This window comes from Streptomyces sp. NRRL F-5122, from assembly GCF_001507435.1.
Classification (GTDB): Bacteria; Actinomycetota; Actinomycetes; order Streptomycetales; family Streptomycetaceae; genus Streptomyces; species Streptomyces lannensis.
In genome coordinates, this window is record NZ_LMWH01000308.1 from 1 (window position 1) to 15,672 (window position 15,672).

Consider the following 15,672-nt stretch of genomic DNA (forward strand, 5'->3'; position numbering starts at 1 on the left):
GGAGAACGTCGAGGACGTCCTCGGCGTGGGCCACAAGGTCCAGGTCGAGATCGCCGAGATCGACTCCCGCGGCAAGCTCTCCCTCATCCCGGTGATCGAAGGCGAGGCCGACGAGGCGAGGGACGACACCAACAAGTGACATCCATAAGTTGTCCCGTAGGCGGGTGTTGGGAAGCGCTGACCTGGACCCTGTAACAGCTGGTGCTCGGCTATTGGCGAAGAACTGCTTCGATCATCTGGCCGGCGCCGGCACTGCGGATGTGCCTTGCCGATGCCGGGGTCGCAGCTTCCCGGCTGACCACCCTGCGGCTGCTGGCCACTGCCGACGCGGGTGTCGAGGGGCTACGCACCCGGCGCGCGAGCGTCAGGACTGGGGCTCCACACGTCCCGGCTGCCGGAACGGGGGCTGGCTCGTCCTGCTGCGCACAATGCTCTTGGTGGTAGCGGCTCTCAACGAAAATGCGGTGAACCCGTCCGGCTCTCCATGGACTTGAACCAGGCCACAGGTCCGACGGTACCGTCCAGCACACTCACGTCTTCGGAACCCGCCACCGCAGCCTACGAAGCCGGTGTCGAGTGAATCGACCGTTATGACCACGGCGACCAGGCGCCTGAGAACGGTGGCCGATGTGCAGCAGGTCGTAACCCAGGAGCCGCTCACTGGCGGTCTGGCCCGGGACGCTGCTGCACAACACTCTCCATCCATGGCCGGCGCTTGACCTGGGGTCTACGGGACCGTCAGCGTCTCCGGCTCCGACTTGGTCATCGCCGGCTCCTGGTTGCGGCGCACGGAGGACCAGAAGGACCAGGCGATCAGGACGACGCCAACGAGACCGGTGATGACCTCGTTGATCTCGTACTGGATGGTAACCATGAGGATCACCGCCAGGGCGCCGATCGCGTAGTGTGCGCCGTGCTCAAGGTAGACATACTCGTCCAGGGTGCCCTGGCGTACCAGGTACACGGTCAGCGACCGGACGTACATCGCGCCCATACCGAGACCGAGCGCCATCAGCACGATGTCGTTGGTGATGGCGAACGCGCCGATCACGCCATCGAAGGAGAAGGACGCGTCCAGCACTTCCAGGTATAGGAACATGAAGAACGCAGCCCGGCCGGCCAGGAGCACCGCCGACTTGGCGTCGCTTTCGGTTTCGTCTTCCTCCTCCAGCCGGTTCTCGAAGTAGCCGGAGAGACCTCCCACCACCAGGTATGTGATCAGACCGGCGACGCCGGAGACGAGAACCGTCTGGGCTTTGTCGACGTGCGTGCCGCCATGCTGGTGGGCTTGGGTGGCGAAGGTGGAGGACGTGATCAGCAGCACGGCCAACGCGATGCAGACCGACAGCATGTCCACCTTGCTGAGTTTGGAGAGCGGGCGTTCCAGCCAGGCGAGCCACTGGATGTCTCGCTCCTCGAAGATGAAGTCGAGGAAGATCATCAGTAGGAACATGCCGCCGAAGGCGGCGATCGCCGGGTGGGCATCGGTGACAAGTTGCTGGTAGCGATCTTTGTCAGTCAAAGCGAGGTTGACCGCTTCGTACGGGGTCTTCTTCGCGGTGACAGCAACGACCACGACCGGGAACAGCAGCCGCATGCCGAACACCGCGATCAGCACGCCCACCGTGAGGAAGATCTTCTGCCAGAAGGCATTCATCTTCTTCAGGACCCCGGCGTTGACCACAGCGTTGTCGAACGACAACGAGATCTCCAGCACGGCCAGGATCGCCACGAAACCGAGAGCGGTCCAGCCCTCGTAGAGCACTCCCAGCACAAGGCCGAGTACGGTGACCGCGAAGGCCCAGCGGAAGGTCTTCGGAAGCATGGCTCACCAATTCTGTCGTCGTGCAATCGTCCACGCCTGTCGCTGCCCTCGGCGGTGCATACCACACTCTGCAACGTCACTCCCAGGAACCTGTTGTCTCCGGTCCCACACACCGCGGCAAGTTCCGGGAACTTGCGCCGTAACAGCCAGCAGGGCGACGTCCTGAAGGTCCTGGGCGCTCAGTCGTACAGGACTCGTTTAATCCTGACGCCCATCGGTATGGTTGCTCCCTTGAGCGAAGCCCCGTGATGCTGTCACTGCTCAGGCGAAAGCCAACCTCGCGTTACCGCCTTGAAACCCGCCTCGAAGCGACTGCGTGCGCCAAGCTTCTGCATCAGGCGTGTGGCGCAACGTTGAGCAGTGCGATGTGAGACGCAGAGCCTTACTGCGATCGCTTGATCAGTAAGCCCCTGCCCGAGCAGGCGCAGGAACTCGGCCTCTTGGGGGGTGAGGCCTCGTGCGTCCTGGGGCTGGGACTTACCCAGCGGTGTCCCGGTCTCCCAGATGGTGTCGAACAAGGCACACAAGGCTGCGACGATGCCCTGTCCATGCAGAACTACTGCGCCGGCTGTGGCATCAGCGGTGTTTACCGGCAGGAGGGCGTACTTACGATCCATGATGATCATTCGCACCGGAAGAGTGGGTACGGTGCGAGCTTGTCCCCCGAGCGACTGCAGCCAGGTGGCGTACTCGAGAGTGGGCTCGTCGTTCCGGATGCTGTCCAACCAGATCGTGCGCATGCGGATCCCACGTTCGAGCATGGGCTCGTCAACGGTCTTAGCCGCCGCCAGGTCGCTGGTGCGGTGAGCACCTCCTGGAGCGAAAGTCATGATCTCGCTTGCCAGTCCCCTGGTCAGTTCCCCGATGCGTCTCCGGATGGCCTCGATGCCCACCAGACGCTCGGCTCCGGGATCATCGCGGCCTCGTGCCAGGTCAGCAGATCCAGTGATCAGTTCAGTGGCAGCCGGCTGGGAGACCTCAATCTGCTCCTGCTCTGCTGCCAGTTCCGGCTGATGAGGAGCAAGCAAGTGTTCCATCCCGATCTCAGGTCTGGCAGCTCGTACGGTGCCAACCTCGTCGACACTGATGAGTGCCAGGGCACTCAGTCGGTGAAGTGCGGCGCTGATGGCCTCCTCAGGTTCCCCCAGTCGAGCAGCAAGCTCGTCAGGACGAATCGTCGGGTTCAACAAAATGAGTCGATAGACGTTCTGGGACTGCTTATCCAACCCTCTTACTTCGAGCAAGGAATCCCCCTTGACCGTGCACCCTGATGACTGACCACGGCATCCACTGTGCGATAGCATTTGATCATCCTTGCTTTAACAGCACTGTGACAATTATCGTAGTCAAGGCATCACCAGCTGTTCAGACGGGCTCAAAAAACGGCCCAAACGCGGACCGCGCCACGGAGTGGGGCCGGAATGTGCGATCGGTGAGAATCCGGTGCAGGAACTCCGTGGCCGTCATCTCGTAACGGCTCCACTCCTGGACGTCCACCTGCATAGCGAGGACGGGCCATTCGTCCACCGTGCCGTCCGTAACCTGCCAGAAGAACCAGTCGTCCGAACGTGCCCCGCCCCATGGGATCAGGCCTCCCGTCGTCCCGGGCAGATGGATCCGGTAGGGCGCGAACGAACCGTCCGAACTGTCACTCTTCAGCAGAACTCGCCACCACCTCGGCAGATCCAATACACGCGTCTCATCGGCACACAGCACCGACACCTCTCGCGAGAACTCGCCGACGCCGAACGCCTGACACAATTGCTTATAGTCACCAGGGAGTTCTGTGCCCAATTCGGCTTCGATCTCCGACCAGGGCTGCACAGCACCCTGACCGTCCCAACCTGTAACGCGGAGAAGAGAATCCACCCACACGAAAAGACCCTGCCTCCATATCCTCGAATATGCGGGCCAGTTGAAATCCGGCCCCGAATCCAGGTGTGTAACTTATCAGGCCACGCCTTCATAGAGGCAGTCGGGGACGATCACCGCTCCTCGACCGTTTCAGCTGCCGGGTCGCGCTGGTGGGCAACTGAGTTGCCCACCAGCGCGACCCTATCAACGAAGATGTTTTCCCGCTGTTTGCAGAGAAGGCTACTTCTGCAGGAAGGACTGCAGCATGGCCGTCACTTCCCGCGGCTTCTCCTCTGTCACGAAGTGGCCCGAATTCTTCAGGACTCGACCCTGAACGTTCACGGCGTAGTTACGCCACTGGTCGGGGACCATTCGGCCGAAGGAATCCTCGCCGCCGACCGCGAGGATGGGCATCTTCAGTTTGCCCTGAGCCAGGAACTCCTTGTTCTGCTGAACGTCCGTGCGGATCTGACGGTACACGCTCATCCAGGCCGTCGTGCGGCCGGGCTCCTTCAGGTAGTGGGCGTAGAAGTCGTAATCCGACGCTGTGAACGGCGACTTGTTGCCCGCCAGGTACTCAGTGATCATGTCCTCGACCAAGACGCGCTCGTGACCGGCGATGAGGTGTTCGGCGAGCGGCAGCTGGAACAGGCCGAAGTGCCACGCTGCGGGCTTGTTCGGGTCGGCGTTGAGCACAGGGAAGCTGAAAACGCTGTCATCAGGGATGGGAGCCTCCATCACGGCCATGCTGCGTACCTCCGACGGCCACTGCGCCGCGTAGCCGTAGGCGACAAACACACCGAGGTCGTGGGCGACTACCTGGACACCCTTGTTGAGCCCCAACTGCTTCAGCAGCTGATGCACGTCCCTGGCCAGCTGTGCGGCGTCGTAACCGCTCTTAGTGACCTGGGAGTTGCCGGTGCCGCGCAGGTCGACGGCGATCACAGTGTGAGTCTTGGAGAGCGGGACCATCTGCTGCCGCCACTCGGTCCACGACTGAGGGAACCCGTGGATCATTACCACAGGCGGACCTTTGCCGCCCCGCACGTAGTGCATGCGAAAGCCATTCACTTCCGCGTACTTGGACCGGAAACCAGCGGGTGGTTGAGCCTGCGGGTAAGGCGACGGCGACTGAGCCGCCGTGGACCTATGCTCGCGACTCTCGCCCCATGCTCCTGAGCTCAAGGTCGCGGAGACCAGCAGGAGTGCCGCCAAAGCCGCAATGAATGCGATGAGCCTGTTGGTCTTTCCTATTCCGGTTCCCATGATTCTCCTGTGGTGTCGGTATCTCGTTATGCGTCACCAGACGTGCGCGCACGACGAAGCGACCCATTCGATTACTTCGCTTTCCATGCTTGGGTTGGGCCGGATGGAAAAGTGCCTTAGGGCCATGGTTCGACCCCTGTCCATTCGTCTGACGACCGGAGTCGACCGCCGGCCGGCACCCCACTTCACCCAGATCGTGTTACGAACGCTGTGCATCTCTCGGTGAGTGTGCGCCGGAGAAGAGCAACTTCTTACCTACACCCTTCGGGAAATGAGCTCATAGCCGTCTCGACCGGGAGGGGTCGCTGCAGGGGCCGGTGATGCGGCGCCAGTGTGAGCCGCAGTGGCTGGCGCTGCCTGGGCCGACGTAGTCGCCAGCCGCCTACCCGCGATGCCGAGAGGCTCACCGGCTATCCGCTGAGCCCGAAGTGCCCTACGGGCGGGTGGCGTCATCTTGTAGAGCGCGTAGCGGGCCGTCTCCAGCGCGCTGACCAGTGTTTCCGAGGAGACCCTGTTGACGACGGCGGTGAAGACCTTCCGCTTGCGGGCGCTCAGTGCTGTGTCGTGAACGGCTTCGCGCAGTTCTCGGGCTTGGCAGTGACCCACGGGGCCGATATCGGATCAGTCGAGTTGGTGCGGGTGGGGTGGCATGATCGGCGCGTGGCGATCATGGTAAATCCGGCGGCCCTGCGCATCGGCTGTTCGCTTTGATTGCGCGACCCCCTTGCATCCTGGGCGAACTTTTGTCCGCGCCCCCGGTCTCCTGGGCGGCCATGGGTTGCAGAAGCGCGCCGCCGCAATCATCGGAAACTCAGACAGGCTTACAGCCCCGCCCTGCGCCGCCCGAGATCGACAGTGGTGCATAGCGGTAGGTGAGTCCTGGTTGCCTTCGTCGCTCTCGGGTGTGGCCGTGGCGAGGACGCACGCACTCACAACGGCAGTCCGGATCGTGGCCTCATCGGTACCGGCGGCTCCCTCACCAGTCCTGGAGCAGTGCCCTGCGAGTGGAGTGTGCGATCCATGTCTGGGCGCGGTCGAAGGGCCAGCCGCGTTCACCGACGAGGGTGATCCAGGCGTGGGGGCCCAGGTGGAACCAGAGCAGGTCGACGGATTCGGCATGGCTTACGTCGGCGGCGAGCGATTCGAGTGTCACGAGGCGGTCGGCAACTCGGGTCAGCGCGTGGACGTAGTCGTCGGCTCCCTTGTCCAGGACGGCCTTGACAGCTGGCTCTCCGGGAGGGTTGCGGTACAAGAGCCCGTATACGAGATCCCAATGGCGTTCGTGGGTGACCCGGGTACCCTCAGCGGTCAACTCGATCACGGTGCGTGGGTCGTCGCTCGCCTCGACTGCGGCAAGGCAGTCGGCGATGGCGGGGTCGGTGAGAGCCGGCTCCAGCAAAGCCGTCAGGATCTTCGGCTTGTTCCCCACGCTGCTGTACACCGTGGGCACTGCGACGTTCGCCGTCTCCGCGATCTGACCGATCGTCACGCCCGGATACCCCTGAGTCAGGAACAGTGCGTGGGCGCTGTCCAGGATCGCTTCTCGGGTGGCGGTCGCCGACTGGGCGCGCAGGGGTGAGTGGTACTTCCGGATCGTCACAGGCGCAGTATACGCGCCGCACTATAAGTGACTATATTGACAATAGATACTCATAATGAATACGTTCCCCTACATGATCCATTCTTCCGACGACCCCATGGCCGTCACCGAGACCCGTCTCGCCCATGAGGTCCACCGCGCGGCCACCACCCTCCTGGCAGAAGCCGCCGCCCGCCCCTCCGCTCCCCTGGACACGCTGGCGCAGCTGCGCGACTTCCTCGTGGCGAACCTGCGCCACCATCACCACACCGAGGACGAGGACCTCTGGCCACAGATCGTCGCGACGGCACCTGCCACGGCGGACACGCTCAAGGAGCTGAGCGAGGAACACCAGCACCTGGAGGACGCCCTCGACCAGCTCGCCGCCGTCACGCTGAATGACGCCGACACCGAGGCCAGGGCCGCGCTCCACCAAGCGGCCGTCGCGGTGCGCGACACGGTGCACAGCCACCTGGCCCATGAAGAGCCCGTCCTCTTCCCCGCGCTTCGCGAGCACATCACTCCCGAGTACTGGGCGCAGTTCTCCCAGCAGGTGATCGCCACCACACCGCCCGTCGCCGGCCACCTCATGATCGGCTTCCTCGACGAGGTGGGCACGCCCGACGAGGTCAGTGCCATGCTGGCGGCCCTGCCAGAGCCGGTACAGCCGCTCCTGCCTGCAATGCGCCAGCAGGCAGCAGCCGACCTCGCAAGTCTGCGCGCCATCGGTTCGTGACATCGCTCTGAGAACGTAGCCACTCACAGACGATCCGGCGGAGCAGGAGGACGGCCTGCTCCACCGGTGCAGGCCGTCGACCAGCAACTCACGACGTCACTACCGTCCGAGCAACACCGCCGCAGTCACCCCAACCGTAGAGGCGCGATGGCACCGCACAACGGACGCCGGTCAGAGACTCTCCCTCCGCAGACGGACCGAGTGCGTGTTCAACTGCGCGATGAGTAGAGAAGTGCCCGAGAAGCCATCCCCGGTCCACTGCCGCATCCTTGCCCGCACACAACGTCATTGACGTGGGCGGACGCCATTGAACTTGAACTCGGGATGTCGGGTTCCTCGCGGGGTGACCTGCGTCAGATGCGGGCCCTGACTTGCCGCACGGGATGCCCGAGTGCGGTCCCGATCGTGATCAGTTCCTCGTCGCTGAACCATTCACGCTCTGGGTTCCATATGGAGATCTCGAATCGGGCAAAGCCACAGGGCCAGTCGTACTCCAGCGCGTCGAGCGAGGTCGCGGCGCCGCAGCAGGGGACCACCACGTCGAGGGTTGGGAAACCGTCCTCCCAGTGAGCTTCGAGTAGGCCGGCCCACCACTCGGTGTCGATCGACGCACCGCAGTGGGGACAACCGATCTTCTGCAGATTCCGACCACAGCCGACAACGGTGAGTGTGCCGAGCCAGGTGGTGTCGATCTCGACATCGACACCACCGGGGCGCCCGGGTGCCAGGTCCTCCACGATCGACGCAGCGCGCTCAGCCGCGGCCTGCTCAGGCTGCCAACGCGGGTCGGTCGGGATGACGGAGAGGACATCGTCACTCACGGGCTCACTCGATTCGTCAGGCGGAACCTCATCCAGGCGACGCGATGCTGCTCGACCGGCTTGTCTGTCAGCCGGTACACCAATCATCGTCCGCCGCGAGTGCGGTGTTGGACCGGCCTGCAGGTATGCGGTGCGGACGGTGTCGGTTTTCCCGGCCCCTGTTGGTCTTGCCATTGGCGTGGACTGCGGACCGTCGTAGGTCAGTTCGCGCTGGAATTCGCCGGCTCAAGCACGAACACCGGTATCTGCCGGTCGGTCTTGCGCTGGTACTCCGCGTACGGAGGGTACGCAGCGATCGCCCGCTCCCACCACTGGGCCTTCTCCGCCCCAGTGACCTCACGCGCCCGCATGTCCTGCCTGACTGGGCCGTCCTGCAGCTCGACGTGAGGATCGGCCTTGACATTGAAATACCACACGGGATGCTTCGGTGCGCCGCCCTGCGAGGCGACCACCGCGTACGTGCCCTCGTGTGCAACCCGCATCAGCGGCGTCTTGCGGATCTTCCCGCTCTTCGCGCCTAGGGTCGTCAGGATGACGACCGGCAACCCGATGTCGGGCGAGGTGTGCCCCTTCGTCCCACCGGAACTCTCGTACAACTCCACCTGATCACGCACCCACTGCTCCGGGCTCGGTTCGTACTCACCCTCGAGAGGCATGGATCCGTCTCCTTCATCGTTGCCATGCACGCTTGGGCACTGGCCCTGGCACCGGCGGCGACATGCTTCATCTCTGCCGCTGGTTCTGTGGATCTCTTCGGAAGTGAGCGCCCGGGAGGAGCAACTTCTTACTGAACTCGTTCCGCTTTCACGGGCATCGTTGGTGCAGCGGTCAGGCTGCGTGTGGGGGCTCGCAGTCGGCGGGGCTGAGGCAGTCGAGGGTGCCGTGCAGTCGGTGCACGCTGTACCGGCCCTCGATGAACTCGAGGATCGCGGTGCGGCCGACAGCGACCCGGATGGTCCGCACCGGATACAACCGGTCGTCGCAACACCCCCGACTGCGGCGCTGTGATGCGCGGGGCGACACTGCCAGCAGTCGGTTGTCAGCGTGTCAGCCGCCGGCCCAGTCCACTGGTGATCGGTGGTTGCCCAGCCGACTGCACGCCGGGAGGCGATGTCGACCGTTGCCAGATAGCGCCCGCGTTCCTGCGTCGGAACGTACGTGATGTCGCCACACGAGCGGCATCGCGCCATGAAGGCCGCGGGAGGAAGTCGGGTGGGATGAGGCAGCCCGGAAGGGCCCATGCTCGCGTTCGTGCTGATCATGCCAGCTTGCGTGAGCTGACTCGGAAGACCGGGCAGAGGCGCAAACCAAGGTGGGAGCGGATCGGCATTGCCCGCTGAACATACGTCCGGGCATCCGCCACACGACGACCACCAGCCTATCCTGCAAGGGAGAACACCATGCAGCACCATTTCAGGCATGCTCTCGGCACGCACGGGGCGAGTACGATCCTCGGCTTCCACACGGATGGCCGTCCGATCTACGCCGTCGCGGGTGGCAACGGCGAGGGCGAAGACGGCTGGACCACCGGAACCCCGCCCACGGCCAACATTGAAGGCACGCCGCCTGCGAGACGCCCATCAGCACCTCCGGCAGAGTTTGCTCCTGGCGGTGACAGCGCAGAGCGGCAGGCGGAGTCCCGCAAGTGGGAGAGGCACGATATGGAATACAAGGGCGCGGCAGACGAACTGGCAGCGCGCAAGGCATCGCAGAGAAGCGAACAAGAGAAGGTCGCAGCCGCAGCCGAGACCCGGGACCGTAAGGCCGCTGCCCTCAAGCACGGCCGGGACCTGGCCGCAACCCGCTTCGAGACCGCAGCCATACGAGCCAGCATCGACCTCAGTGAGGCAGCCGAACTTATCGACACCGCACGGTTCGTGGACCAACAAGGCAACGTCGACATGGATGGCATCGCAGCCGCCGTGAAGATGCTTGCCAAGATCGCTCCCAAGAGTTCTGGCCGGTCGGACGGCGACCTCAGAGATGAAGACTCCGCGGGCCAGCACGAATCTCTGACGTAGCAGCTTGCGCAGGCCAAGGCGGACGACAGCAGGCATCCAGAGGATGCGCTTGGAGAACAGCAAGCTGAGCAACCTCACGGATCAGCAGTACTTCAGGGCCCGGCTTATCATCATCGAGGTCCTTTCCACACACCACCTTGACCGCCTGTTCCCCGACGGCCCCGCAACCAGGGTGGCTATGGCCAATACTGGGATGCCTTCGGCGCACTGCAGCGGGACGTCGCCGAAACCCAACGGCAGCCCGTCGGCTGCACCACCGCCTGCTCCGCACGTACCCCGCAACGCGCCTACTTCATGCTCGGGACCGGACGGACGGGCACCTCTGCCCTACCCCTCGGTGGGGACACCGTTCGCCCCGGGCGCCTACCTGCGGCGCCTTGCTGACATCCGGCAGAACGGAAACGACGATATGAACCCGGAGTTCAGTTGACCGACACGCTGAATGCAGTCGTAAACGAGCTGACGTCCGACCCGTCCAACGCATGGGCACGTGACCTCGGCTACCGTCCCGTGTGGGCCGGGTCTCCGTCCGCGCGGATCGTGATCATCGGCCAGGCACCAGGGCGACGTGCCCAGGAAAGCGGCATCCCATGGGACGACGCCAGCGGTGTGCGTTTGCGCTCGTGGCTCGGTGTCCGCGACGAAGAATTCTACAACCCCGCACTTTTCGCCATCGTACCGATGGATTTCTACTTCCCAGGCAAGGGCAAGACGGGTGACCTGCCCCCGCGCAGGGACTTCGCTCCGCGGTGGCATCCCCGGATCTTGGCCGGGATGCCGGACATCACTCTACGAGTGCTCATTGGCACCCACGCGCAGCGGTTCTACCTCGCGGGCCGGGCTAAGACGAACCTGACCGAGACCGTACAGTCCTATGGCGAATACCTCCCGACTGAGTTTCCGCTGGTGCACCCGTCACCGCTGAACTACCGCTGGCACGCGAAAAACCCCTGGTTCACGGCCGAGGTCGTACCTGAACTGGCCCGCCAGGTGTCGACCGTGTTGGGACGCGGATGAGGTGAGGTTGATTCCCGGGAGCGGACACCGAGACTCTGGAAACGGAAGGCTGGATTGCCCTGGGTACCTTGCTTGTAGACTGCCGTGTCCGTGGGCGTCCGGGTTTGCCGTAGGCGACCGGGTCGCATGAGGCCCCGCTGGCTGGGGGCAGCGGCCTTGGGTCCGAACTTGTTCTAATCGCTGCGGATCATGTGGCAGTCGGCCCACCCGGGCCGGTCAATGGGTTCAGTGCGTTACAGGCTCTGGAAAACCGCAGCGGGAGACATCAGCTGTCATAACAAGCGCCCGCACTCAACCCGGAGCCGTGGAACCCGGCGCATGCCCAACGCGACGATCAGGCAGCCGGCCTGTCCCCCTGAGCAACATGCCGAAACGGCCCACCGAGAGAACCGGACGGGCCGTCACGCAAGGCCGAGGCGAGTCGAGATGCGTGCCTTGCCAGACCAGCGAGCAGGAGAACCCGCACGCCTGCCGACGTCACCGCATTCCTCACAAACAACAACCTCAACAAGATCGAATCAGCATCTCGCTTCTCCTGCGAGCCCTTGGATGGCTATACATGCTGGAGCGCGTCCAACTCATCGTGTGCAGGGGACCGACCACGTTCGCTGTACCGTTCGGCGAAATGGGCCAAGGCTTGGCGCAGCACCACTGGCACGCCAGGGTCAGCCAGGGCGTTGTCCGCTGCGGCGAAGCAGGCGCGGGCAGCTTTGGCGAGTTCTGGGTCAGCCAGGCCAATCCGAGCGGCTCGCTCCCAGACGTCGTCGGACGGGAAGGGGTGCACGTCTCGGCACAAGGGGTCAGTCGCCGCCCATGCGGCGTCGGCTGCGTGCGGGTTGTTGAGGAGTGTCGCGGCCAGCACTACTGGCACGATCCAGTTGTCCCCGTCCTGGGCATCCGTCATCCGCAGTTCCAGCCACCCGCGCGGCCTTACAGGAGGGAACAACGTGCTGAGGTGGTAGTCAAGGTCGGAAACAGTAGGCGGGCGCAGTCCCGATACACCGCGCAGCCAATCCCGGAAGGATAGATCCGGTGGTGCCAGCCAGCTCTCGTGATCGTCACCGGGGATACACATCACGTCGGCTTCAAGTGCATAACGCATCCAGGCGGTGCCCGGATCGGTGTGGTAACGGGGCTGGCGGGTGCGTTTAGGGTCCATATGGGCCCACACAGCTTGCCGCGTGGATAGCCATCCCGTGGGTCGGCCGTTCCGTAGCGGGGAGTTGGCGAACGCGGCCACCAGTACGGGGCCTATCCGATGGGCGAGTTCCCAGCGGTGGCGGTAGCCCGAGACCTCCCCCGTGTCTTCTCCGCAGTCTAGATTGATTTGTACCGAAGCGGTGCACCGCATCATGATGCGGCCCCATGGACCTTCGCGGTCGAAGAAGCTCTCCATGGCTTGGTAGCGGGGGTGCTGTAGGACACGGGCGGGTTCGCGAATTGGGTCGAGTCCTCGGCCGGTCAGAACCAGGCCAGCTGATTCGGCCGCCTGTCGCAGCGTAGCGAGGTCGGCCGCCATTGCCTCAATGCAGCGTGCGAGTGAGGGCGCGGGGAGGGAACTCAACTCGACCTGCCCGCCAGGTTCACGGGTAAACTTGCTGCCCTGCGGCAATGCGCCAGGTATTTCGACTGCGCTGACGGCCGCGTTCAAGCGATGTGGTGATATCGGTGCCCCGGCGTCGCGGTGATCCTGGACCAACCATTCGGATTCCACACCGACCAGCCGCGGCGGGCCTTTCTTGAAGCAGGCATTCTGGACATGCTGTTCCGCCCTCTCTTCATCCAGTTCAGACATCGTTTCTCGAACTCATTTCGTCTTCGTCGGCCGTTTACTTTTGAGTAGAAACCGAGTGACAGCATCATGGCGCGGCCGGTCGAAACGGGGTTGGGAGGTGAGCGAGTTGCCCCTTTCGCACCACCACACCCGACTGGTCAGGCCGGCTACTACATGCCATGTCATGATTGTTTGATCGTGTCAGCCTGGCCTCTTCGTACGCGCACCACGAGTTAGGTGGTATATCACCTGCAACCCAAGCGCGTGCCGAACACCTCGGCCGGAATTGACGCTTGGTGTATGAGGTTGATGCAAGGACTCCCCCGCTTACGGCGGCTTCGTCTTCCCCTCGGCCGCTCTAGAACGGGGAAGGACGCCACTACGCTCAGCCTGGTGCTGTCCCCCGCCTGCGAGAGCGGCTGCCGCGGTGCGATGTGATGTAGACGGGTAGTAGATCTGTAGCCGGTTCCGCGTTGTCCAGGTTTCTCTGGTAGTGCAGGCAAAGGTGTGTCAGGGTGTCACGGCTCGTCTACCGCACTTCCCAATACTGTTGCGAAGCAGGCGCCACCAGTGGGGAGGCTTGTCATCATCGACGCGCGTATCCCCAGGCGGGCGCTCGGAGTTGTCAGTGGCTCACAGCTTGTCTGGAACGATTCTGGCGAAGTTCCGATCGATCAGGTCAGCGGTTGTGTCAGTGTCGTACGGCGGCCTTCGGCGCTGGTTGCCGATCAGACCCTTGAGTCTTGCCCTCTACGTGATGAGCATGACGCTGCCATGGTTGATGGAAATGCCACGCCTGAGTCTGAGTTTGAACTGGACACGACGGTTGCTGCAAAAGCCGTGTGAAGTGGTGTAAATCGTGGTGATGGCGTCCGTCAGCCACGAGGGTCGCAGCGACCGCGAAGAGGATGGGCGGGGGCGTCGGGCGTGTTGCCGGGCTCGGAGACGGGCACAGCAGGCAGCGCGCCCGGGTACCGCAAGAGCCCTCGGGACCGCAGGTCCTGGAACGACGAGCACGAGGCATGCCTGGCCTCTTTCGCTGGCCAGGGTCTTCGATCCCGGTGAGCACGCCAAGAGCTCAATTGAGGCGGGCCCTGCTGGTAAGAAGTTTCCGGCAGCCGCCGCTTACCGCGTAGCCAGACCGTTCTCATGTCCTGCGTGCGGAATCGATCGGGCCAGGGCGGGCTGCGGTCGCTCCACCTGCGTAGGGATGCGATGAGCCGCGTCTCAACTACTACAGGGTGTTGACGTAGCTGCCGCTCAGCAGGTACGGCGCACGATCCGGACGGGTTGCCGCCAGCGAGCACTAGGAGACACAAGACTTGTGAGCATCCTCAACAACCCTCAGAGTCAGGCAGCAGCGGATGGCTCGCATGAGAGCGAGCTGCTGGTCAGGCACAGGCGGCCTGGCAGCGTCGTGGTCAAGTGGCTGACGACAACGGACCACAAGACAATCGGCACGCTGTATCTGGTGACCGCATTCGTGTTCTTCCTCATCGGCGGCGTCATAGCCCTGCTCATGCGTGCCGAGCTGGCACGCCCGGGCCTGCAGATCATGTCGAACGAGCAGTTCAACCAGGCCTTCACGATGCACGGCACGATCATGCTGCTGATGTTCGCGACGCCGCTGTTCGCCGGCTTCACGAACTGGATCATGCCGCTGCAGATCGGCGCGCCCGACGTGGCGTTCCCCCGGCTGAACATGCTCGCCTACTGGTTCTACCTGCTCGGCTCGACCATCGCGGCTGGTGCCATCGTCACCCCGCAAGGGACGGCCAGTTTCGGCTGGTTCGCCTACAGCCCACTGTCTGACGCTGTCCACTCTCCCAGCATCGGCACCGACATGTGGATCATGGGTCTGGGCCTCTCTGGCCTCGGCACGATCCTCGGCTCGGTCAACTTCATAACCACGATCATCTGCATGCGCGCCCCGGGCATGACCATGTTCCGCATGCCGATCTTCGTGTGGACCGTGCTGCTCACCTCCGTGTTGGCCATCTTCGCTTTCCCGATCCTTGCGGCCGCGCTACTCACCTTGGAGGCTGACCGAAAACTTGGCGCCCACGTCTTTGACCCGGCCAACGGTGGTGCCTTGCTGTGGCAACACCTCTTCTGGCTCTTCGGCCATCCAGAGGTGTACATCATCGCGATCCCGTTCTTCGGCATCATCTCCGAAGTCATCCCGGTCTTCAGTCGCAAGCCGATGTTCGGTTACATGGGCCTGGTCGGCGCCACCATCGCCATCGCCGGCCTCTCCTTGACCGTGTGGGCGCACCACATGTACGTCACCGGTGGCGTGCTGCTGCCGTTCTTCTCCTTCATGACGTTCCTCATCGCCGTACCGACAGGCGTGAAGTTCTTCAACTGGATCGGAACAATGTGGACGGGATCGTTGTCCTTCGAGACACCGATGCTCTGGGCGACCGGCTTCCTGGTCACCTTCCTGTTCGGTGGTCTGACCGGTGTCATCCTGGCCTCGCCGCCGATGAACTTCCACGTCTCCGACTCGTACTTCGTCGTCGCCCACTTCCACTACGTGGTGTTCGGCACCGTCGTCTTCGCGATGTTCGCCGGCTTCCACTTCTGGTGGCCGAAGATGACGGGCAAAATGCTCGATGAACGCCTCGGCAAGATCACCTTCTGGACGCTGTTCATCGGCTTCCACGGCACCTTCCTGGTCCAGCACTGGCTGGGCGCCGAGGGCATGCCGCGCCGTTACGCCGACTACCTCGCGGCCGACGGCTTCACCGCCCTCAACACGGTGTCGACGATCTCCTCG

13 protein-coding genes are annotated in these 15,672 nt (G+C 63.6%); 4 read left to right on the top strand and 9 right to left on the bottom strand.

The genetic code is table 11. The features are described from left to right. Window positions 1-727: 727 nt before the first annotated feature. From ADL25_RS45000 to ADL25_RS45020, 5 genes are all read right to left on the bottom strand, one after another. Window positions 728-1,825 carry a DUF475 domain-containing protein gene (locus ADL25_RS45000; RefSeq protein WP_059133780.1) on the bottom strand — a complete coding sequence of 366 codons (1,098 nt, stop codon included), beginning with the start codon at window positions 1,823-1,825 and terminating at the stop codon, window positions 728-730. A 254-nt stretch (window positions 1,826-2,079) separates the two neighbouring features. Further along, complete coding sequence (locus ADL25_RS45005; protein WP_059133781.1) at window positions 2,080-3,069, bottom strand: LuxR family transcriptional regulator; 990 nt, start codon at window positions 3,067-3,069, stop codon at window positions 2,080-2,082. A 121-nt stretch (window positions 3,070-3,190) separates the two neighbouring features. After that, entirely contained in the window at window positions 3,191-3,694 is a 504-nt protein-coding gene (locus ADL25_RS45010; protein ID WP_159045172.1) for an SMI1/KNR4 family protein, read from the bottom strand. Window positions 3,695-3,919: 225 nt separating this feature from the next. Next, window positions 3,920-4,945: an alpha/beta fold hydrolase gene (locus tag ADL25_RS45015; RefSeq protein ID WP_059133783.1), complete on the bottom strand. Its 1,026-nt coding sequence runs from the start codon at window positions 4,943-4,945 to the stop codon at window positions 3,920-3,922. A gap of 976 nt (window positions 4,946-5,921) precedes the next feature. Further along, the gene (locus tag ADL25_RS45020; protein WP_059133784.1) at window positions 5,922-6,545 is read right to left on the bottom strand and encodes a TetR/AcrR family transcriptional regulator; all 624 of its coding nucleotides are present in this window, start codon (window positions 6,543-6,545) and stop codon (window positions 5,922-5,924) included. A 73-nt stretch (window positions 6,546-6,618) separates the two neighbouring features. Between ADL25_RS45020 and ADL25_RS45025 the strand changes: the two genes are divergently transcribed. Beyond that, window positions 6,619-7,260, top strand: a complete 642-nt coding sequence (locus ADL25_RS45025; protein ID WP_234381326.1) for a hemerythrin domain-containing protein — start codon at window positions 6,619-6,621, stop codon at window positions 7,258-7,260. Between the two features lie 353 nt (window positions 7,261-7,613). Here the strand turns inward: ADL25_RS45025 and ADL25_RS45030 are convergent, their stop codons facing one another. The 3 genes from ADL25_RS45030 to ADL25_RS51770 all read right to left on the bottom strand — a co-directional run bounded on the left by ADL25_RS45030 (window position 7,614) and on the right by ADL25_RS51770 (window position 9,044). Continuing rightward, complete coding sequence (locus ADL25_RS45030; RefSeq protein ID WP_059133785.1) at window positions 7,614-8,081, bottom strand: hypothetical protein; 468 nt, start codon at window positions 8,079-8,081, stop codon at window positions 7,614-7,616. Between the two features lie 200 nt (window positions 8,082-8,281). Continuing rightward, window positions 8,282-8,737: a nitroreductase family deazaflavin-dependent oxidoreductase gene (locus ADL25_RS45035; RefSeq protein ID WP_059133786.1), complete on the bottom strand. Its 456-nt coding sequence runs from the start codon at window positions 8,735-8,737 to the stop codon at window positions 8,282-8,284. A 172-nt stretch (window positions 8,738-8,909) separates the two neighbouring features. Then, the gene (locus tag ADL25_RS51770; protein WP_267889313.1) at window positions 8,910-9,044 is read right to left on the bottom strand and encodes a hypothetical protein; all 135 of its coding nucleotides are present in this window, start codon (window positions 9,042-9,044) and stop codon (window positions 8,910-8,912) included. A gap of 437 nt (window positions 9,045-9,481) precedes the next feature. Between ADL25_RS51770 and ADL25_RS49590 the strand changes: the two genes are divergently transcribed. Both ADL25_RS49590 and ADL25_RS45045 read left to right on the top strand, forming a co-directional pair. Further along, window positions 9,482-10,102 carry a hypothetical protein gene (locus ADL25_RS49590; protein ID WP_159045173.1) on the top strand — a complete coding sequence of 207 codons (621 nt, stop codon included), beginning with the start codon at window positions 9,482-9,484 and terminating at the stop codon, window positions 10,100-10,102. A 426-nt stretch (window positions 10,103-10,528) separates the two neighbouring features. After that, on the top strand, window positions 10,529-11,119 hold the full coding sequence (locus tag ADL25_RS45045) for a uracil-DNA glycosylase family protein (RefSeq protein ID WP_059133788.1): 591 nt from the start codon (window positions 10,529-10,531) through the stop codon (window positions 11,117-11,119). A gap of 553 nt (window positions 11,120-11,672) precedes the next feature. Here ADL25_RS45045 and egtA read toward each other — a convergent pair. Then, window positions 11,673-12,914, bottom strand: a complete 1,242-nt coding sequence (gene egtA / locus ADL25_RS47760) for an ergothioneine biosynthesis glutamate--cysteine ligase EgtA (RefSeq protein WP_079051059.1) — start codon at window positions 12,912-12,914, stop codon at window positions 11,673-11,675. 1,303 nt (window positions 12,915-14,217) lie between these two features. On the opposite strand from egtA, the gene ADL25_RS45050 reads away from it, so the two are divergent. Beyond that, window positions 14,218-15,672: cytochrome c oxidase subunit I (locus tag ADL25_RS45050; protein ID WP_059133790.1), on the top strand; the 1,455-nt coding region annotated here is incomplete at its 3' end.

Excerpts from the sequence above, each read along its gene's own strand:
- ADL25_RS45000 (WP_059133780.1), bottom strand. The coding sequence starts at position 1,825 with ATGCTTCCGAAGACCTTCCGCTGGGCCTTCGCGGTCACCGTACTCGGC.
- ADL25_RS45015 (WP_059133783.1), bottom strand. The coding sequence starts at position 4,945 with ATGGGAACCGGAATAGGAAAGACCAACAGGCTCATCGCATTCATTGCG.
- ADL25_RS45025 (WP_234381326.1), top strand. The coding sequence starts at position 6,619 with ATGATCCATTCTTCCGACGACCCCATGGCCGTCACCGAGACCCGTCTC.
- ADL25_RS45035 (WP_059133786.1), bottom strand. The coding sequence starts at position 8,737 with ATGCCTCTCGAGGGTGAGTACGAACCGAGCCCGGAGCAGTGGGTGCGT.
- ADL25_RS49590 (WP_159045173.1), top strand. The coding sequence starts at position 9,482 with ATGCAGCACCATTTCAGGCATGCTCTCGGCACGCACGGGGCGAGTACG.
- egtA (WP_079051059.1), bottom strand. The coding sequence starts at position 12,914 with ATGTCTGAACTGGATGAAGAGAGGGCGGAACAGCATGTCCAGAATGCC.